15 protein-coding genes and 1 pseudogene are annotated in these 19,783 nt (G+C 69.1%); 5 read left to right on the forward strand and 11 right to left on the reverse strand.

Features of this window, described 5'->3' with window-relative positions; all coding sequences use genetic code 11:
- Positions 1–28: 28 nt before the first annotated feature.
- Together F8A92_RS09555 and F8A92_RS09560 are read right to left on the reverse strand one after the other, a co-directional pair.
- On the reverse strand, positions 29–793 hold the full coding sequence (locus tag F8A92_RS09555; RefSeq protein ID WP_153504937.1) for an SDR family NAD(P)-dependent oxidoreductase: 765 nt from the start codon (positions 791–793) through the stop codon (positions 29–31).
- 60 nt (positions 794–853) lie between these two features.
- Positions 854–2,050 carry a cytochrome P450 gene (locus F8A92_RS09560; protein WP_153504938.1) on the reverse strand — a complete coding sequence of 399 codons (1,197 nt, stop codon included), beginning with the start codon at positions 2,048–2,050 and terminating at the stop codon, positions 854–856.
- A 185-nt stretch (positions 2,051–2,235) separates the two neighbouring features.
- Here F8A92_RS09560 and F8A92_RS09565 point away from each other — a divergent pair, with 185 nt between their 5' ends.
- Positions 2,236–3,804: a TM0106 family RecB-like putative nuclease gene (locus F8A92_RS09565; protein WP_153504939.1), complete on the forward strand. Its 1,569-nt coding sequence runs from the start codon at positions 2,236–2,238 to the stop codon at positions 3,802–3,804.
- A gap of 43 nt (positions 3,805–3,847) precedes the next feature.
- Positions 3,848–4,933 (forward strand): IS630 family transposase, encoded by a 1,086-nt coding sequence (locus F8A92_RS09570; RefSeq protein ID WP_153504940.1) that lies wholly within the window; start codon positions 3,848–3,850, stop codon positions 4,931–4,933.
- Here the strand turns inward: F8A92_RS09570 and F8A92_RS09575 are convergent.
- A complete protein-coding gene (locus F8A92_RS09575; protein WP_153504941.1) occupies positions 4,930–6,441 on the reverse strand; it encodes a fatty acyl-CoA synthetase in 1,512 nt (503 codons plus the stop codon). The genes F8A92_RS09570 and F8A92_RS09575 overlap by 4 nt on opposite strands.
- A gap of 108 nt (positions 6,442–6,549) precedes the next feature.
- Between F8A92_RS09575 and F8A92_RS09580 the strand changes: the two genes are divergently transcribed.
- Both F8A92_RS09580 and F8A92_RS09585 read left to right on the forward strand, forming a co-directional pair.
- A complete protein-coding gene (locus F8A92_RS09580; protein ID WP_153504942.1) occupies positions 6,550–7,029 on the forward strand; it encodes an SRPBCC family protein in 480 nt (159 codons plus the stop codon).
- 112 nt (positions 7,030–7,141) lie between these two features.
- Positions 7,142–8,416, forward strand: a complete 1,275-nt coding sequence (locus F8A92_RS09585) for a cation:proton antiporter (RefSeq protein WP_153504943.1) — start codon at positions 7,142–7,144, stop codon at positions 8,414–8,416.
- Positions 8,417–8,450: 34 nt separating this feature from the next.
- Here F8A92_RS09585 and F8A92_RS09590 read toward each other — a convergent pair whose 3' ends face one another.
- The 3 genes from F8A92_RS09590 to F8A92_RS09600 form a co-directional block, all read right to left on the reverse strand.
- Positions 8,451–9,323 (reverse strand): DNA-formamidopyrimidine glycosylase family protein, encoded by an 873-nt coding sequence (locus F8A92_RS09590; protein WP_153504944.1) that lies wholly within the window; start codon positions 9,321–9,323, stop codon positions 8,451–8,453.
- A gap of 1 nt (position 9,324) precedes the next feature.
- On the reverse strand, positions 9,325–10,530 hold the full coding sequence (locus tag F8A92_RS09595) for an MFS transporter (protein WP_153504945.1): 1,206 nt from the start codon (positions 10,528–10,530) through the stop codon (positions 9,325–9,327).
- 78 nt (positions 10,531–10,608) lie between these two features.
- Positions 10,609–11,277, reverse strand: a complete 669-nt coding sequence (locus tag F8A92_RS09600) for a hypothetical protein (RefSeq protein ID WP_153504946.1) — start codon at positions 11,275–11,277, stop codon at positions 10,609–10,611.
- 1,141 nt (positions 11,278–12,418) lie between these two features.
- Between F8A92_RS09600 and F8A92_RS09605 the strand changes: the two genes are divergently transcribed.
- Entirely contained in the window at positions 12,419–13,018 is a 600-nt protein-coding gene (locus tag F8A92_RS09605; protein ID WP_153504947.1) for a hypothetical protein, read from the forward strand.
- Positions 13,019–13,489: 471 nt separating this feature from the next.
- Here F8A92_RS09605 and F8A92_RS09610 read toward each other — a convergent pair.
- The 5 genes and pseudogenes from F8A92_RS09610 to merA form a co-directional block, all read right to left on the reverse strand.
- Positions 13,490–15,778 (reverse strand): annotated as a pseudogene (locus tag F8A92_RS09610) (AAA family ATPase).
- Between the two features lie 91 nt (positions 15,779–15,869).
- The gene (locus tag F8A92_RS09615) at positions 15,870–16,724 is read right to left on the reverse strand and encodes a TIGR02391 family protein (protein ID WP_153504948.1); all 855 of its coding nucleotides are present in this window, start codon (positions 16,722–16,724) and stop codon (positions 15,870–15,872) included.
- A gap of 523 nt (positions 16,725–17,247) precedes the next feature.
- On the reverse strand, positions 17,248–17,502 hold the full coding sequence (locus F8A92_RS09620; RefSeq protein WP_153504949.1) for a hypothetical protein: 255 nt from the start codon (positions 17,500–17,502) through the stop codon (positions 17,248–17,250).
- Positions 17,503–17,558: 56 nt separating this feature from the next.
- Positions 17,559–18,230: an organomercurial lyase MerB gene (merB, locus tag F8A92_RS09625; protein ID WP_153504950.1), complete on the reverse strand. Its 672-nt coding sequence runs from the start codon at positions 18,228–18,230 to the stop codon at positions 17,559–17,561.
- A gap of 45 nt (positions 18,231–18,275) precedes the next feature.
- On the reverse strand, positions 18,276–19,709 hold the full coding sequence (gene merA, locus F8A92_RS09630; protein WP_153504951.1) for a mercury(II) reductase: 1,434 nt from the start codon (positions 19,707–19,709) through the stop codon (positions 18,276–18,278).
- Between the last annotated feature and the right edge of the window lie 74 nt (positions 19,710–19,783).

The raw sequence follows: 19,783 nt of genomic DNA on the forward strand, positions 1-19,783 counted from the left end.
TCGCGGCGCCGGTCCTTCGGCGGGCCGGTCAGCGCACCGTGAGGCCGCCGTCCACGACGAGCGACGTGCCGGTGATGTACGACGCGGCGTCCGAGGCGAGGAACACCGCCGCGTTGACCAGCTCGGCCACGTCGCCGGTCCGCCCCATGGGCGCCAGGTCGGCGATGCCCTTCAGGAAGTCGGCGTCCTGCTGGTCGGTCATCTCGGTCGGGAAGTAGCCCGGCTGGATGGCGTTCACGCGGATGCCCTTGCGGCCGGTGAGCTGGACGGCGAGGTCGCGGGTCAGGCCCAGCAGCGCCGCCTTGGTGGCCGAGTAGGCCGCCTGCGGCAGGCCGGCCGACCAGGTGCCCAGCACGCTGGAGATGTTGATGATGTTGCTGCCGGGCTGCATGCGCCGTACGGCGACCTGGCTCATCCAGTACACCCCGTTGAGGTTCACGTCGACGACGGACCGGAACTCCTCGACCGTCTCGCGGGTCATCGGCACGGCGGTGCCGATACCGGCGTTGTTGATCAGGACGTCGATGCGGCCGAGCTCGTCGTACGCGGTCTGCGCGAACCGCTCGCAGTCCTCGGGCGAGCTGGTGTCGGCCTGCACCGCGACGCACCGGCGTCCCGTCTGCTCGACGGCGGCCGCGGTCTGCTCGACGCGGTCCAGGCGGCGTCCGCAGATCGCGACCTCGGCGCCCTGCTCGGCGAACGCGACGGCCATGGCGGCGCCGAGGCCGGAGGAGGCACCGGTGATGAGGACGGTCTTGCCGTCGAAGCGGGTCTGCTCAGCGAAGGAGGTCATGCAGGGATCCTAGGGCCTGCGCCGACGCCCTATCTCCCGCCGCACCGGGCAGGGCGGGCGCTACCAACTGACCGGCAGCGACTCGAGACCGAACACGATCGAGAAGAACCGGTAGTCGACGTCGTCGGGATCGCCGGCGTGCGACAGGCCCGGGAACCGGCGGAAGAGCTCGGGCAGCGCCACCTTGAGCTCCATGCGACCCAGCTCGGCGCCGACGCAGCGGTGGATTCCGTAGCCGAAGGCGAGGTGCGAGGTGCTCCCCCGGCCGATCTGGAAGGTGTCGGCGTCGGGGGTCAGCGCGTCGTCGCGGTTGGCCGCGGCCAGAGACACCAGGACCAGCTGGCCGGCCTTGATCGGCTGGCCGCCGATCTCGACGTCCTCCTTGGCCAGCCGCGGGAAGCCGACCTGGACCACGGTCATGAAGCGCAGCAGCTCGTCGATGATCTCCTGGGCCTGCTTCTCGTCGGCCTCGCGGATCGCGGTGACGTGCGCGGGGTCGCGCATCAGGTGGTGGGCGGCCAGCGCGATCATCGACGCGGTCGTCTCGTGGCCGCCGGTGAGGATGCCGTCGGCGAGCCCGGCCAGCTCGATGTCGTCGATCTCGTCGCCGTGCTCGGCGATGATCTGGCCGATCAGCCCGTCGTTGGGCTCCTTGCGGATCTTGGCGACCAGGCCGCGCAGATACTTCAGCGACTCGCCGATCTCGCCCAGCGAGTCACCGATGTCGCCGGTGAAGTTGAACCGATCGGCGCTGTGGTCGGTGAACTCGTCGCGGTCCTCGTAGGGGACGCCGAGCAGCTCGCAGATGACCAGCGCGGGGATCGGGACCGCGTACAGCTCGACGAGGTCCGCGCCGGGGCCGGCCGCCTCGAGCGCGTCCAGCCGCTCGCGGATGATCCGCTCGATCAGCGGCTCGAGCCGGCGCAGCCGGCGCATCGTGAACTCGGGGGTGACGATCTTGCGCAGCCGCGTGTGGTCCGGCGGATCGAGCAGGCCGAGACCGCCGGGGTCCTGGTTCATCAGCTCGGTGAGCTCGCCGGCCTCGGTGAGCTTGGTGAAGTCGTTGGAGAACCGCTGGTGGTCTCCGAGCACGGCCTTGGCGTCGTCGTAGCGCGTCACGAGCCAAGCATCGACGTTCATCCCTTCGGGCAGCTCGAGCCGGGCGACGGGCGCCTCGGTGCGCAGCGCGCTGAGCTCGTACGCCGGGCTGACGCCGTCGCGCAGCAGCGGGAGGGTGAAGTTGACTTCGGCGGTCATGGACCTGCTCCAGTTGTCGACAGGGTCGGCAGCGGGCGGCCCGCTGCCTCGATTACCACCCCCGACCCTAGCGCCGCGGCGCCCTGGGCCCGCGGATCCGGCCGGTGAGAACCCCCACCGTCGCACCGGGCGTGCGCGGATCTGTCCGACGGGCGGGATACGGTCGGGCCGACGAAAGGGAACCGATGCGCCTGGAGAACGGCACCATCAGCTACTCGCCGGGCGACCTGCGCGCGTTCCTGACCTGCCAGCTCGCCACCCTGCGCGGCGTCGACGCCCTGCTCGGCAGGCGCGTCCCCGCGGTGCCGCAGCCACCCGACGTGCTCGGCGACCGGCTGGGCGAGGCCGGTCGAGCTCATCAGGACCAGGTTCGCGACGAGTTCCGCCGCCGCTACGGTGACCACTCGCCGGGGCGCGAGGGTGGGGTGCTCGACCTCGGGTCCGGCGGCCCCGTGACACCCACGGCGGCCGCGGACGCCGTGGCGCTGCTGGGCACCGGTCCGCAGGTCGTCGCGCAGGTGCCGGTCGCGGCCGGTCGGCTGTACGGCGCCGCCGACTACCTCGTGCGCGTCCACGACCGGTGGCAGCTGGTCGAGGTGCGGCTGGGTCTGCGGCTGAAAGACGTCTACCTGGCACAGATCGGCGCCCTTGCGCTCGGGCTGCTGTCCCGCGGCGTCGCTCTCGAGGCGGACGCGGTGCTGGCCACCGGTCGTGGCGAGCGGCTCCCGGTCCCGCTGCTCGAGGCGATGGACCGGGCACGCGAGGTCATCGCCGCGCTCGAGGCGGCCCTCGACGTCCGTCTCGTCGCCGACGCCCCCGCGTCGTGGGACGACGACTCCATCGCCGCCTGCGGCTGGTGCCCGACCTGCCAGCGCGAGATGACCCTCGCCCGCGACGTGCGGCTGACCGCCGGGCTGCGGATGCCCGACCGCGCCCTGCTGCGGGCGGCCGGCGTCCGCACGATCGACCAGCTGGCCGTGGCCGCCGGCCCGATCGAGGGGCTGGACGAGGCGCGCTTCGAGACGTTGCGCGCGCAGGCCCGGCTGCAGGTGCGGCAGCTGCCGCCGGGGGCCGAGCTGGATCCGAGCCGCGAGCTGCCGCCGGTGTTCGAGGTCTACGACCGTTCCGCGCTCGACGCGCTGCCCTCACCGAGCGACGGCGACCTGTTCTTCGACTTCGAGAGCGATCCGATGTGGGACGGCGGCGACGCCCGCGGGCTGCACTACCTGTTCGGCATGGTGCTGCCGGACGCGCGGGAGACGTACCTGGCGTTCTGGGCGCACGACCGCGACGCCGAGCTGGCGGCGCTGCGCGACTTCGTGCGGCTGCTGACCGAGCGGCTGGTCGCGCACCCCGACCTGCACGTCTACCACTACAGCAGCTACGAGATCGTCGTCCTGCAGGAGATCGCGAAGCGGCACGGCTTCGCCGAGCAGGTCGTCGACGACTGGGTGGCGCGGGGCGTGTTCGTCGACCTGCTGCCGGTCGTGAAGAGCAGCGTCCGGACGTCGCAGCCGGGCTACGGGCTGAAGAAGATCGAGCCACTGTACATGGGCGACGAGCTGCGCACCGGCACCGTGCTCGACGGCGCCGCGTCGGTCGCCGGCTACGAGCGGTATGCCGAGCTGCGCCGGGCGGGGCAGCTGTGCCGCGCCGGCGACGTGCTGGCGGAGATCGCCGACTACAACCGGTACGACTGCGTCTCCACCCTGCGGCTGCGTGACTGGCTGCTGCGGCTGCGCGACGCACGCTAGTGTCCTGAGTCAAAAGAAGACCTGCAGTATCTAGACTTGGGGTATGCCGAACCCGAAGCTCGAGGAACTGGTTCTCAGCCAGGAAGAAGCCGAGACGTTGCGACGGTGGGCGCGGCGTCCGAAGACCGCTCAGGCGTTGGCGTTGCGGTCGCGGATCGTGTTGCGCTGTGCACGCGGCGGCTCGAACACCGAGATCGCGGAGGAGCTCGGCGTTCAGCGCGGAACGGTGGCGAAGTGGCGCTCACGGTTTGTCTCCGATCGGCTCGACGGGCTGCTGGACGAGCCCCGGCCGGGCCGGCCCCGCACGATCACCGACGAGCAGGTCGAGGCGGTGATCGTCAAGACGCTGGAATCTGCGCCGCGGGACGCCACGCACTGGTCGACCAGGTCGATGGCGGCGGAGTCGGGGCTGACCCAGAGCGCGGTCTCGCGGATCTGGCGGGCGTTCGGCCTCCAGCCACACCGCCAGGACTCGTGGAAGCTGTCGAAGGATCCGCAGTTCGTCGACAAGGTCAAGGACGTCGTCGGGCTCTACCTCGCCCCACCGGAACGGGCCGTGGTGCTCTGCGTCGATGAGAAGTCCCAGATCCAGGCACTGGACCGGACCGCGCCGATCCTGCCGATGATGCCCGGAACGCCGCAGCGCGCCACCCACGACTACACGCGGCACGGCACCTCCAGCCTCTACGCCGCGCTGGACATCGCCACCGGCAAGGTCATCGGATCCCTGCACGCTCGGCATCGGGCGATCGAGTTCAAGAAGTTTCTGACCACCATCGACAAGGAGGTCCCCGACGACCTGACGGTGCACCTGGTGATGGACAACGTCTCGACCCACAAGACGCCAGCGATCCAACGCTGGCTACTGGCCCACCCTCGTTTCGTCGTGCACTTCACCCCAACCTCGAGCTCGTGGCTCAACCTGGTCGAGCGCTGGTTCTCCGAGCTGACGACCAAGAAGCTGCAACGCGGCGCGCACACCAGCGTCCGCGCTCTGAACACCGACATCCGAGCCTGGATCAAGACCTGGAATGAAAACCCCAAGCCCTACGTGTGGGTCAAGACCGCCGACCAGATCCTCGGCTCCATCGCGCGCTACTGCACGCGAATCAATGACTCAGGACACTAGGCGTTGTCGCGTAGCACCCGCTTCAGCAGCTTGCCCGAGGCGTTGCGCGGCAGCTCCTCCACGAACCGGATGTCCTTGGGGATCTTGAACTTCGCCAGCGACCTCTTGGTGTGCTCGATCAGCTCGTGCTTGTCGACGTCGTCCTTGCGCACGACGTACGCCGTGATCGCCTCGATCCACTTCTCGTCCGGCAGCCCGATGACCGCCACCTCGGCGACGGCGGGGTGGGTGTAGAGGCAGTCCTCGACCTCGCGGGAGGCGACCAGGATGCCGCCGGTGTTGATGACGTCCTTGATCCGGTCGACGACCGTGATGTACCCGTCCTCGTCGATGCGGGCCAGATCGCCGGAGTGGAACCAGCCACCGGCGAACGCCTCCTCCGTCGCCTCGGGCTTGTTCCAGTAGCCCTCGCACAGCTGCGGCGACCGGTAGACCACCTCGCCGGTCTCGCCCGGCGCCACGTCGTTCATCTCGGTGTCGACCACCCGCATCTCCACGTAGAGGACCGGCCGGCCGCAGGAGTCCATCCGGCCCTCGTGCTCCTCCGGCCGCAGCACGGTCGCGAGCGGCCCGATCTCGGACTGCCCGAAGCAGTTGTACAGCCCGAGGCCCGGCAGCCGGTCCATCAGCCGCCGCACGACCGGGACCGGCATGATCGACGCGCCGTAGAACGCGCGGCGCAGGCTGGACAGGTCACGCGTCTGGAAGTCCGGATGGTTCGTCAGCGGCACCCACACCGTCGGCGCGAGGAACAGCGTCGTCGCCTGGACCTCCTCGACCTTCTGCATGATCTTCGGGATGTCCGGCACCTGCAGCAGGTGCGTCGTGGCGCCCGCGGCCAGGAACGGCTCGAGGAAGTCGTGCATGCCGGCCGAGTGGTACAGCGGCATGCACTGCACGTTGACGTCGTGCTCGGTGATGTCCAGCGCGACGATGTTGCTAGCGATGTGGTAGGCGAACGCGCGGTGGGTCATCATCGCGCCCTTGGGGCGGGACGTCGTCCCCGAGGTGTAGAGCAGCTGCACGAGGTCGGAGGTCTGCGCGACCGGCGGCGGGGTGGGGACGTCGCCGGAGCCGGCCCGGGCGAGCACGCTGTCCGGCCCCTCGGTGATGGAGCGCCGGATCGGCGGGACGTCGTCCAGCGCGTCGACGTACTGCTCGAGGTGCGGGTCGACGAAGATCGCCGAGGCACCCGAGTCGTCGATCAGGTACGCGAGCTCGTCGCCGGTGAGCGCGTAGTTCATCGGCACGTGCACCATGCCCGCGCGCCCGCACGCGAAGTACAGGATGGCGAACGCGTCGGAGTTCTGGCCGTAGGCCGCGACCCGCTCGCCGGGCTGCAGCCCGAGCTCGGCGAGGTAGCCGGCGACCCGCGAGATCGCGGCGTCCAGCTCGGCGTAGGTCCACGACCTCCCGTCGTAGGTCATCGCCACCTTGCGCGGCAGCCGGCGGGCCTGCCGGGCGATGGGGCTGTCGATGGTGTTGGCCTGCGCCTCGATGACCGGCATGAAGGACTCCTCGTGTGACGGGATGGGGAGTGTGGTGGGGCCCACTCTACGATCGAGCGGCGGCCGGGCTGTCGCGTGGGCTCCCCGCGGGCGTTACCGTGCATAGGCATGAGCCCGAAGCCAGCGGAGCCCGCGACCCACCTACGGGTGTCCGTCGTCACGGACGCACGGATCCCCCGGCTCTTCGACTATCTGAGCGTGCCCGCCCACCACGTGCGCATCGACGGGTCCGGCACGCTGGTCAGCGCGGACGACCGGCCGATCACGGCGGTCGGCGACACCTTCCGGGTGCACATGGACTTCGCGCCGCGCGGCAAGTACGTCAGCGAGAACCACGTGGTGGCCTTCGTGCCCGACGTCCAGATCGCCTGGATGCCGGCCAGGCCCGGCCGGCCGCCGCTGGGCATCCGCTGGGACTGGGAGTTCGACGTGGGCCCGAAGGGCGAGACCGTCGTCACCCTCACCTGCGACTGGTCGCGCGTCACCGACCCGGAGTACCTGGCCACCTACCGGCTGCCGCGGATCAGCGCCGAGGAGATGCGGCTGAGCATCAAGCGGCTGATCGACCTGGTGAGCTCGTACTCCTGAGATGCCGCACTCCCCGTACCGAACGGGCCACCGTCGGCCGCCCGCGCTGACATAATCGGCCGGTACCCCGGGTCGCCGATCGCGTGACCGCACCTTCGTCCGTGAGCGACCGATGACTACCTCTATCGTCCTGCTGCTGGTCGGGCTCGCCCTGCTGCTGTCCGTCGTGCTGAGCAGCCCCCTCCAGGAGCTGCCGATCTCGGCCCCGATCATCCTGGTGATCGTCGGCGGGGTGATCGGCATGATGCCGTTCGCGGACGGCGTGTCGATCCTGCCCCAGGAGCACCCGGTGCTCACCGAGCAGATCACCGGCATGACGGTGCTCGTCGCGCTGATGGGTGTCGGGCTGGCCCTGGACCGCCCCCTGAACCTGCGCCGGTGGGCGGACTGGCGTTCCTGGGGCGCGAGCTGGCGGCTGCTCGGCATCGCCATGCCGCTGTGCATCGGCGCGGTCGCGCTGCTGGGCTGGGGGCTGCTCGGGCTCGCGCCGGCCGCGGCGCTGATGATCGGTGCGGCGCTCGCCCCGACCGACCCGGTGCTGGCCTCCGACGTCCAGGTCGAGGGGCCCGACGTCGAGTCCGAGCCCGAGGAGATCGACGAGCGCGACGAGGTGCGCTTCTCGCTGACCTCCGAGGCCGGGCTCAACGACGGGCTCGCCTTCCCGTTCGTGCACGCCGCGATCCTGATCAGCACCGCGGGCGGCGTGGCCGGGTGGGGCCTGAAGTGGGTGGGCTGGTACCTCGTCGGGAAGATCGTGATCGGCGTGCTGATCGGCTACCTCACCGGATGGGTCATCGGCAAGCTGGCGTTCCGCGCGCCCCATCGCGCGCTGCGGACGGCCGAGACCGGCGAGCCGCTGCTGGCCGTCGCCGTGGTGCTGGTGACCTACGGCCTGACCGAGCTGGCGGGCGGCTACGGCTTCCTCGCGGTCTTCACGGCCGCGATGACGTTGCGCGCGAGCGAGCGCAGCCACTACTACCACGAGCTCATGCACCAGGTGATCGAGCGGCTCGAGCGGCTGATGACCCTCCTGCTGCTGCTGTTCCTGGGGTACGCCGTCTCCAGCGGGCTGCTGGACGCCGTCGACTGGCGCAGCTTCGTGATCGCCGGCGCGCTGCTGTTCGTCATCCGGCCGGCTTTCGGCTGGCTGTCGGTCGCGCGCGCCGGGCAGTTCAGCCGGGGCGAGCGCGCCGCGGTGGCGTTCTTCGGCGTACGGGGAATCGGTTCCCTCTACTACCTGGCCTACGCCACCACGCACGGGAACTTCGCGCAGATCGACTGGCTGTGGGCGACGGTCGGGCTGACGGTGGTGGCCTCCGTGCTCGTGCACGGGATCGCCGCGACGCCGGTGATGAAGCGTCTCGACCGCGAGAAGGAAGCCGCGTAGGTCCCTGCGGCGACGGCTTCCCGAGCCGCCGTCCTCACCGGTAGCCTCCCGGGCGCCGCGTCGGCGTCTCGCGGTGCCCGAGGGGTGCCTGCCGCGCGCCGTCGTCGGTCGGTCCGAGCCCGCCCTGGCAGGAGGGACAGTAGAACATCGTCCGGTCGTACGGCGCGGGCCCGATCATCGCGACCCGGATCGTCGTTCCGCACCGGCGGCACGGCCGTCCGGACCGGGCGTGCACATACTTCTCCTCGCCGCGGCGCCGGCTGCCGGTGGTCGACTGGATCGCGTGCTCCTTGCCCTGCACCAGCAGCCGGTGCGCCCGGCGGACCACATCGGTCACGACCTCGCGTCCGAGCTCGCCGGCGGGCGTCCATGGAGCGACCCGCTCCAGGAACAGCGTCTCGGCGTCGTACATGGTGCCGATCCCGGCGAGCAGCCGCTGGTCGAGCAGCGCCTCGCCGATCGGCCGCGGGTCGGCCAGCAGCGCGTCGATCGCGCGGTCGGCGTCCCAGTCGGGGCCGAGCAGGTCGGGACCGAGGTGCCCGACCAGGGTGTCCTCCTGAGCGGTCGGCAGCACGTCGAGCATGCCGAGCCGGCGACCGATCGCGTGCCGTCCGGCGGCGGCGAACAGCGCCCGGATGGCCGGGTCGTGCAGCTCGCGCGGGCGCAGCCGCTCGTCGGGCACCACCCGCCAGCTGCCTTCCATCCGCAGATGGCTGTGCACCGTGAGGCCGCCGTCGATGCGGTGCAGGATGTGCTTGCCGCGGGAGATCACCTCGAGGGTCGGCCGGCCGACGACGTCCGGGATGCTCTTGGTCCCCCACCGCACCTCGGCCCGCGTGAGCGGATGCCCGGCGAGCGCGCGGTGCAGCGCGGCGGCGGCCCGGAAGACGGTGTCGCCCTCGGGCATGTCAGTGCCGCTCCGCGTCGCGCCGGACGAGGTACAGGCAGGCGAAGGCGGCGAAGATCATGACCATCGTCGTGATGATTCCCCAGCGGTACGACGTCGCGTCGATGATCGCCCCGATCATCGTGGGCCCGAGCAGGCCGCCGATCGCCGCCGACGTGTAGAGCAGGCCGAGCGTGCGGCCCATGCCCACCGGACCGAACACCGTCGCGATCGTCGCCGGCATCAGCGCGATGTAGCCGCCGTACCCGATGCCGAAGACGACCGCGAACGTCAGCAGCATGCCGAACCCGCCCCCGGCGAACAGCCAGAGGAAGTAGCTCAGAGACATCAGCAGGAAGCTGAACCGCAGCAGCCCGAGGGAGTCGAAGCGGGAGCCCAGCGAGCCGAGCCCGAGCCGGCCGACCACGCTCGACGCGCCGATGACGCCGACCAGCACCGCCGCGCTCGCGGGGCTCACCCCGCGGCCCACCGCGTAGTTCTTCATGAAGACGAACGGGATGAGGATGGCCAGCCCGATGAGGATCCCGTTGGCGTAGAGGGCCAGGAACTGCCGGTTGGCCAGCAGTTGGCGGAAGGTCCTCACCGGCTCATCGGAGGGCGCCAGGGGCGGGCGCTTCGCTAGCGCCGCGGCGATCAGCATGACCACCGCGCCGCCGACGCCCAGGACCACGAACGCCTGCCGCCAGCCGTACGCGTCGACCAGGGCCTGCGAGATCGGCGCCATCACGAGCGTCCCGACCCCGATGCCGGAGACCGCGACGCCGAGCGCCGTCGTCCGGCGGGTCCGGAACCACCCGCCGACGAAGGCGACCATCGGCACGTAGGCGCACGCCACCGCGATCCCGAGTCCCAGGCCGTAGGTGAGGTAGCCGACGACGATCGAGTCGACCCGTGACGTGGCGATCATGCCGCCGGCGATGCACACGGCGGCGGCGACCAGCAGCGGCTTCGGGCCGACCCGGTCACCGAGCCGCCCGGTCCACAGCCCCAGCGTGAAGTAGATGGCGCTGGTGACGGCGATCATGAAGGCGGTCGCCGCGCTCCCGGCGTGGAACTCCTCGGACATCGCCTCGAAGAACACGCCGAAGCTGTAGACCAGGCCGAACCCGGTGAACGTGCTCAGGAAGGCCGCGACGACGATCAGCCACGCGCGCGGCGAGTCGATCCCTGCGGAGCCGTCGGTGGGGGCGGTGGCAGGCAGCGGCATACCCTGATCAAACACTGCCCGCCCCGCACGGTCGAGGCGCCCTGCCGACGCCGCGCCTGCCCGGCTACGGACTACGGCCTACCCGCGGCGGCCGTCACCGTCGACGTCGCGACGGCCGCGGACGTCGTCCACCTTGTTGTGGGCCCGCTCGCCCACCCCGACGTGGCCGTCGCCGTTGCGGTCACCGCGGGGGTCGAGTGCCTCTCGCGGGGAGCTCGGGCCGTCGACCGTCCGACCGTCCGTGGGCACCGCAGCGCGGTCGTCGCGCGGATCCAGCCCCTGCCGACCGGCCTCGTGGCGTGCGTGGTGCTCCGGGCTGTCGGCGTGCCGCGGATCGCGGGTGCCTGCGTCGGCGTGCCGTCCGGCGTACTGCCCGTCCCGGACGTCGGCGTCCGGGTCCATCTCGTCGGCGCGGCGCAGCAGATCGTCCCGGTCGGAACGAGCCTCCTGGTACTCGGCGTTCTTCGCGTGCGCCTGCTGCGCGAGACGGTCCGACTCGATCGCCCGCTGCTTGGCCTCCGCGGCGCGCTTCTCGGCCTCGGCGCGGGCGGCGTCCGCCTCCGCCGCGGTCTTGGCGGCCGCGGCCTCACGCTCGCGCACGTGCATGTCGCGCTCCTGCGCCTTCTCGCGCAGCTCGTTCGCCCGCTCGCGCTTCGCCGAGGCGGAGTTCTTGCGCATCGCCACGATGATCAGCGCGATGATGATCAGGACGACGACCGCGATGACGATCCAAACCCATGGTTCCATCTGTGCAGCTCCTCGAGTCCGGGCGCCGGCAGCAGCCGGACACCTCGTGAACGTGCTTTGTCCGGACGTTACCCACATTCCGGTGCTCGCAAGCGGGTTTTCGGCCCTGCGGTCGCGATTGGCGCCGGCGGCCTGATATACCGGACGCTCCTTCGTGGCCACCGATACCGGCCGCTCCTTGTGGTCGTCGATACCGGCCGCTCCTTCGTGGCCACCGATACCGGCCGCTCCTTCGTGGCGACCGATACCGGACACTCCTCGTGGTCGTCGACCGAGGGAGGACGGCGACGAAGGAGCCCGTCCGAGCGAGCGGAGACGCCCGCAGCGACCCATGCCCACCGCTCCACACGGTCCACCGCTCCACAGCGTCCACCGCTCCACACCCAGCTACCGACGTCTCCGTTCCGCGCGGCGTCGGTCGCTGGCGCTCCCTCGCCACGCTCCAGTCGACGACCACAGAAGGCGACCGATACGGAACGCTCCTTCGAGCGACCGTTACCGGACGCTCCCTGTGGTCGTCGACCGAGGGAGGACGGCGACNGAAGGAGCCCGTCCGAGCGAGCGGAGACGCCCGCAGCGACCCATGCGCACCGCTCCACACGGTCCACCGCTCCACAGGGTCCACCGCTCCGCATCCAGCTACCGACGTCTCCGTTCCGCGCGGCGTCGGTCGCTGGCGCTCCCTCGCCACGCTCCAGTCGACGACCACAGGAAGGCGACCGATACGGAACGCTCCTTCGTGGCGACCGTCACGGGATGCTCCTTGTGGTCGTCGACCGAGGGAGGACGGCGACGAAGGAGCCCGTCCGAGCGAGCGGAGACGCCCGCAGCGACCCATGCCCACCGCTCCACACGGTCCACCGCTCCACAGGGCCCACCGCTCCGCATCCAGCTACCGACGTCTCCGTTCCGCGCGGCGTCGGTCGCTGGCGCTCCCTCGCCACGCTCCAGTCGACGACCACAGGAAGGCGACAACCACGCGAAGTCGACGACCACGGGAAGGCGACAATCACACGAAGGCGACCGCTCGAAACGAGGCCAGCGTCGGGACGTACTGCTCTGTTGCGGGACGGTCGGGGGCCCGATCCTGGAATCGAGGAGAGGTTCCTCGCGACCGGACGTCGTCCGGATGAGCAGGGAGATGAGCGCGATGGCAGGCGCGGCCAGACCACTGAGGTATGTGGCGTTCACGTTGATGATGCTGTTCGGGGTGGTGGGCATCGCGTTCGTCGTCGGGGAGACCTTCACCGACCCGGGTGGCTGGCCGGCGGTCGCATTGACCGCGGCGTGGGCCGTTCCGATGCTCGCGCTGATCGCCTACGCGCTGGTGCGCAAGGAGCGCGCCGCACCCGTCTTCGTCGTGGTGACCGTGCTGATCGCCATCCTCGCGATCGTCTACGAGATCGCCGGCACCAGGACGCGCAGCGGCATGGGGCCGGTCTCGGCGATCAGCGTGTTCGCGCTGGGCGTCGCGCTGGCGTTCCTCGGCCTCTACCGCTCGCTGCTGGCCGGCGTCCTCCTGGTCGTCTTGGCCGCGGTCCAGCTCGCCGCGACGATGCTCGGCGCAGCAGTGGCGGGCGGCCCCGACGGTGGCCGTCCGCTCGGTTCGATCCTCGGCGGGTCCTCCGGTGTCATCGTCGTCCCGCTGGCGCTGATCGGCCTGCTGTTCGTGGCGGCCGGCCTGGCCGCCCACGAGTCGTTGCGCGGGAGGAACCACCCGCGCGCTGTCCGCCCTCTCTAGATGGTGGGCCTTCCCGGACGATTCTCAAACACCCGTCCGGCCCTCCGAACCCTGATTCGCCGTGTTCTCAGGGGGTCTGAGCGACGCGGAACGCGGGCACGGGGGCCTGAGAGGCGGGATACGCGAGGTCCGGTGGCGAATAAACGCGTGCAGTCTCAAACACGGCTGGGCCCGTCGAGGCGTGCCGAGCTGCTGGCCGACTACGAGGCTGGGATCGCCGTCAAGGCGATCAGCGCAAAGTATGGCGTACACCGCAGCACGATCCCAGCGCTTGTCAGGCGCGAGGGCGTCCCGGTTCGGGTCGCAGGCTTGGATGCCGAAGAACGGGCACGAGCGCCGTCGCTCTACGAGAGCGGAATGACGCTCGTGCAGGTCGCCCGCTGCATGGGCATCGGTGACGAAGCAGTGCGCCGAGCGGTATTGGATGCAGGAGGGACAATCCGCCCCCGAGGCCGTCGCGCTCGTCGCTGATCAGCGGAGCGTGAGCGGGTCGATTCCGCTCGCCGTACACATCCGCCCGAAGTGCTCATCGTCGATCGCGCGCAGAAACTCCATGCATCGACGAATCTGTCCGTGGACGGCGCGGGCGTCGAGCACGTCGATACTCTCGCTCCCTTCGCCGTGGGAGAAGCGATTGCAGAAGTCGTAGACGTCTCGATACGGCTCTCCTGTCTGAGACTCCACGAGGACTTCGAGCTGCTGAAGGAAATCGGATCGGTGGGGCGCCTTGTAGCTGGCAAAGATTTCAAGGACCCGGCGAGCGGCGTTCGGGAGTAGGAAGAGACGTTCGTCGTCGTTGACATCGGCGACGCCGGCCATGACCATCGAGAAGAGGTAGGAGTATTCCGACGTGTTGTTGAGCAGCACACGCGGAAGTTTTCCGATTCGAGAACGTCGCTCACCCTCGATCGGGGCCGCGTACATCTCTAGGAACGAGACCTTCGGAAAGCGAATCTCATCCGCGTTTCCCTTCTTGATCTTGCTCATCGAGGCGCCCCAGGCGTTCTTCTGCGACTTGATGAACAGTCGCAACAGACTGAAGTCGTGGGTCAGGATGACGTACTGGCCGAAACCTTTGAGGGTGTCGATCAGCCACTGGTGGGTGGCGAAGAGCGCTTCCCGGTCGAGTGAGCTGGACGGATCGTCGATGACCACGATGCGCTGCGAAGGGTTGCGGCCCGGAATCTACTCATCCTCCAACTTCCTCAGAAAGTAGAGCAGAGACAGGGTGGTCCGCTCACCGTCGCTGAGGTCCGTGCCAGGCTTGTCTCCACGACGGCAGGAATACGACTTCCCGTCGGCCGTAACCGTCACGCTCAGGTGGTCCTTGCCATAGACGCGGGCGAGATCGTGGGTCAGGGTGTCGGCCATGTCTTTGGTTGTGAATTGCGCCTGACGCAGCTCGTCGAGACGCCGCTCTGCCAGGTCAGCTGCCTTGGTTGCAGTTTCGCTCTTCCCAGAAACCTCCTTGGCCTGCGCCTCGAGTCCTCGGAATGTCTCACTCTGCGATCCGACCAGATGGTCGAGGACGGCCTGCTTTCGCTCGGCGGTGACCTCTGCGTGGCGTCGCACCTGCGCGTTGTGTTCTGCGATCGCTCCGGCCAGCACCGTGGTCGACGGCGCGGTTTCAAGCGCCGACCAGCTTGGCGTGGATGGCGTGGCACTGGGGTCCTCGACCTTGGCGTTGAGGGCCGTCTCGATTACCAGGAGCGCGGCGACGCGGTTATCCACCTCGATCTCGGCTCGCTTGACGCCATCCTCGTAAACAGACTGCAGTTCACTAGCCAAGCTCGTCGTGGCCGGCAGCGCGGCATGCCAGTCGATGAGCGCCTGTCTCTCGTCCCTGACGGTAGCGAGAAGAGCCTTCGCTTTACCGCGGATCTGCAGCCAGCTCTCGTCGAAGTGACGAGCGAGCTGGTCGCGTCGTGCGCTGCCGATCTCTCCGGCACAGAAGAGACAGTGGTCGAGCCCTTCGTGCAGTTGAAGACCCGTCTCGACCCATGTCTGAGCTGCCGGGTTGCCCTCCAGCGCCTGAATCGCAACTCGGGTGGGCGTCTCGGCCAGTAGCTCCGCCAGACCAGTCAGAGCATTAGCCGCACGGGCGGGCGGAGCGGCAACTTCCGGCACGAGGGATGGTGCCCCCTCACCCAGGCGTTTGAGGGCTTCTGCGTGGGCGTTGCTGTCCGGAAAATCGCCCCTGTACTTGCGCAGATCGTCCTGAACCTTGGGGACCGAGAACCGGCTTTTCGTAAAGTAGTTGTAGTCGAACTCTTTGAGCTCGGAGACGATACGGTCCTGGAGGTCGCGGGCGAGCTTGGCCACCTTGTCGTTGGCGGCCTTCTGTTGTTTGGCAGTCTCCGTGGCCTCTTCTCGCAACGTGGCGATTTCCTCGGTAAGTCGGTCTTCCTCCTCCTTGGCGTCGATAGCCTCCCGTCCCAATGTCACGATGGCCGAGGCGCCGGCGCCGTCAAGAAAGGCGGACAGATTGGCTTCGACCCACTTGCGTGTGAACACTGCTATCGAGACCGTGGGACCGACTCCGCCCGCTGCGACGTTCGCGCGGTGCTTGTTCTCGTCTTCCCAAGTAACAGCAGTCGCGCAGGCGCCCTCCGCGAGGCTGAGGAGCAACTCGGACAGTGTCGACTTGCCGCTGCCGTTGTGCCCGTACACGACGGTGCGATCACCCAAGGGGAGGTCGTCGGGCCAGAAGCCCTTGTCGAGAGAACGCCAGGAGTCCTTGAGGTCGAGTCGGCGAAGCACTTTCAGACCTCAGCCCCGATACTTGGTACTTGCGATGCGGCCGCGTCCGAAAAGCTAAGGAGTCTCGGGCTGTCGCCCCGCGGTTTAGTCATCAGTTGTCACCTCGTGGGGTCAGTTTCTTCATTGAGTCGAGCCGACGATGTACGTAGGAAAAGAGCGAGAACGCGTCGTAGAAGTCGACCAGCTCTTCATCCTTGAAGATTCGGCTGGAGTGCGCACGTGGGTTTCGGAAGTGCCCGTGAATGCCTACGAGCAGGTTCTTGAAGCCGCGGTGCTCGCTGATGTCGGAGTCCGATTCGTGGGCGTTGATGGACCAAACGGGATGTTCGCGATTGGTGCCGAACACGCCGTCGTAGAGAGCTGCGCCATCACCTGCGAGACCCGTGATGTTACGGACTCTCGCCGGAATGCTCTTTGATGCCTCCGACATGGCGTGGAACAGTGAGCGGCTGACGAGTTCCTCGTCGCAGTAGCGGAGCAGCTCGGCGTGACATCCTCGGCGCTTCAACTCAGTTTGAAGGCGTCCCGCGAGGGCAGCACCCTCAGAGATACTGGATGCCCTCTGTCCGGTTACGAGCTTGCCGGCATCACTGACCGAGTAGCCGTAGAAGACGAGGAACTCGTTGAGCTGGTCGCGCAGGTCGTTGAAACGACCTGGCTGAGCCGCATACCTGCCTGGACTCATGGCCTTCGCGATGAACCCGCCGACGACGTTGCCGGCGTGCTGTCGAACCTGGATGTTGTAGAGAGTGACATACAAGCTCTCGCGCTTGTTGCCCCCGGGCTCACGCTGGCTGACCCGCACCATTTGGAGCAAGGAGTCGATCTCTGAACCCGTAAGTCCGGGGAAGTCTGTCTGCGCAAGCACGTCACAGACGCCCTTGACGAAGTCCGGGGAGAAAGGCGGAATCTTCCGGGGTGTCTGTTGAGGTGCGGCGGTCGCCATCGAGTGTCCCTGTTCTCAGGCGACGGACCAAGGTGCTGCGCCTAGCGAGTAGTTGTCATGACGTTCCTATGATCCCGCGCATCGACTCGATCGCGGCACCGACACGACGATCGCTCCGCGTGTTGAGCGTCAGCGACAAGGGTCTGGCCTCACCTCGTGCATCACACCTCCGCTGGCGCCCGGCTGTCACTTTCTGCCACCCGAGGATGGCGCCGGGCGATGGCCTGCTGAACGTGCGCTCGTATCAGCAGGACGAGACTGACCGGTCCCATGACGAGGAACTTCATCGCGTTCCAGCCGCTATGCCGACATCGGCATAGCTTCTGTTATGCCGGGGACTTGGTTATGCCGAACTGGGTTGGTCGCGCGGCTGGTGTCGCCTGTGCACCGGTGACCCCGTTGGCATAACGAGGCGCGGGCGATACGGGCCGCAGCTCATCGCTAGAGCAGCGGGTCCTCGTCTCGGCCGGTGCCCGGCGTGGCGGCGCCGGTGGTGGAGGGACCGGTCCGGAGTGCGCAGCAGTCATTCGTGTTGCTCGCCGGTGCGCCGCACGAGGCCGGCCACGGCCATGGCGGCGATCGCCACGGCGAGGCCAATGACCCAGGGGCTGGCCAGCCAGGCGCCGATGGCACCCAGCACGCCGGACGCGGCGCCGGCAGCGAGCAGTGCGGGCCCGGCACAGCAGAGCACCGCCGGCAGTGCCGCGCCGGCGCCCCAGAGCAGCGAGCCCGATCCGGGCTGGTCGGGGGTTCGACGTGGGCTCCGGGGGCTTTTCATTCGCGGTCGGTCTTGCTCTCTCGGTGCTGCACTTGGTTCGGTCTGGACAGCCCTGATCAGTGGCAGCAGGAGCCGGCGGCAGGATCGATGTCCGCGTTGGGCTGTTCGAGAGCGCTACGGCTCATGGTGGCGCCGAGCTGGTAGGCGTCGGCGACGGGGAGGACCTCGCCGCCGGGGTGCGCCTCCAGCCAGGGGCGGGCGTCCTCGGGCGAGGTGAAGTAGTGCACCTGGTTGCAGAACGAGGAGCGGATCGAGGACATCATGTCCGCGGGGTTGACCAGGGACACCACTGCAGTGGCGGGTTCGACGCTGGTGACGCCTGCCGGCTCGACGGTGATTCGGATCGACTGGCCGCTGCTGGGCGAGGTGGACTCGACGCGTGCGGCGCGGCCGAGCAGGGTCGGGAAGATCAGGGTGTCCAGGGCACACCAGGTGTAGAGCTCCTGCCCGTCGACGGGGAACCGGTGCCGGGTGGGGCGCAGGGTCAGGCCCTGGCCGATGATCCGACCGTCCTCGTCGTACTCGGTGTCGGGTACCGCGGCCAACCGGTCGCGGATCTCCTCGACGGTGCGCCCGGCGGCGCCGGCGAGCGCGGCTACCTCGACCGGCTCGCCGCCTGCCAGGAGCCGCAGCAGCGGCACCAACAGCACCAGGTCCAACCCGGACTCGGTGGGGGTGGCCAGCCGGTCGACGAGGCTGGCAGATGGGCTGGGAATGGGGTTCGTCATGGATGCTGTCCTTCTTCGGGTTGTGGAGGTTCTGGTTGCGGCGGGTCAGGCGCAGCAGGAGAGCTTGGAGACATCGGTGGTGAAGGACTGGCAGGCGATCTTGATGCCCTCGGCCATGGTCAGGTAGGGCGCCCAGGAGTGGGCGACCTGCTCGATCGTCATGCCGGCCTCCAGCAGGTAGACGCCGGTGGCGGCGAGCTCGCCGGCGTCCTTGGCGACCGCCGTGAGCCCGAGGATGCGGCCGGTGTCGGCGTCGGCGACGACCTTGATGAAGCCGCGGGTGTCGCGGTTGACCAGCGCCCGCGGCACGTAGGCCAGCGGCAGCACCCGGCAATCGCAGCGGATGCCAGCCGCGAGCACCTGCTCCTCGGTCATGCCGACCGCGCCGACGGCGGGGCTGGTGAAGGTCACCCGGGGCAGGTGGGTGTAGTCCACCGACCGGTCCGCGCCGGCGAAGGCGTTATCGACCACCAGGGCGCCGTGGTGGGCGGCGACGTAGACGAACTCGCGGTGGCCGGTGACGTCGCCGGCAGCCCAGATCCGCGGGTTGGAGGAGACCAGCTGGTCGGTGACCACGATCTCGCCCAGGTCGCCGGTCTTGACCTGCACCGCCTCCAGGTTCAGGCCGTCGGTGACCGGGTGACGGCCGGTGGCGACCAGCACCTGGTGGGCCCGGAACTCCGCCTGGCCGCCGGACATCGACGCGGTGGCGACCACCTGGCCGGTCGCCTCGTCGAGCTGGACCTTGGAGACGAGAGCCCGACGCACGACGCGGATGTCCTCGTCGGCGAAGACCTGCTGCAGTGCTTGGGAGACCTCCGGCTCCTCCCTGGATGCCAGCCGGGAGCGGGCCAGCATGGTGACCTTCGACCCCAGCCGGGCGAACAGTTGCGCCTGCTCCAAGGCCACGTAGCCGCCGCCGAGGACTAGCAGCGACTCCGGGACCTCGGTCAGCTCCATCGCCGAGGTGGAGGTCAGGTAGTCGACAGCGTCCAGGCCATCGATCCGGGGGATCCAGGGCCGGGCGCCGGTGGCGACCAGGTAGTGGTCGGCCTCGATCGGCTCGCTCGTGCCGTCGGCGGTGGTGACCAGCAGGACCGGCGAGTCGGGTGTGCCCTCGAACCTCGCCGTCCCCTGCAGGATCGGCCAGCCGTGGGCGTCGGCGATGTCGAGGTACTTCTCGGCCCGCAGCCACTCCACCAGCGCCTGCTTCCCGCCGATGAGTCCGGCCATGTCCACCGGTCCGGTGGCGGCGGCGGTGATCCCCGGGAAGCGGTCGGCGTCCGCGGCGACGTGCCGGGCCTCCGCCGCCGCAATGAGTGCCTTGGACGGGATGCAGCCGGTGTTCACGCACGTGCCACCGATCGTGCCGCGCTCGATCATCACCACCCGCTTCCCGAGAGCGGTGGCGTGGATGGCCGCGGCGAACGCCGCCCCACCCGACCCGATCACCGCCAGATCAACCCTGTCCTGGGTCATTGGTTCCTCCGGTTCGTTGGGTTCCCGGTCCGATGCGGCCATACTGGACCTTCCAGTACAGGGGAAGGTCAATC

It is taken from the genome of Cumulibacter manganitolerans (genome assembly GCF_009602465.1).
GTDB classification, from domain to species: Bacteria; Actinomycetota; Actinomycetes; order Mycobacteriales; family Antricoccaceae; genus Cumulibacter; species Cumulibacter manganitolerans.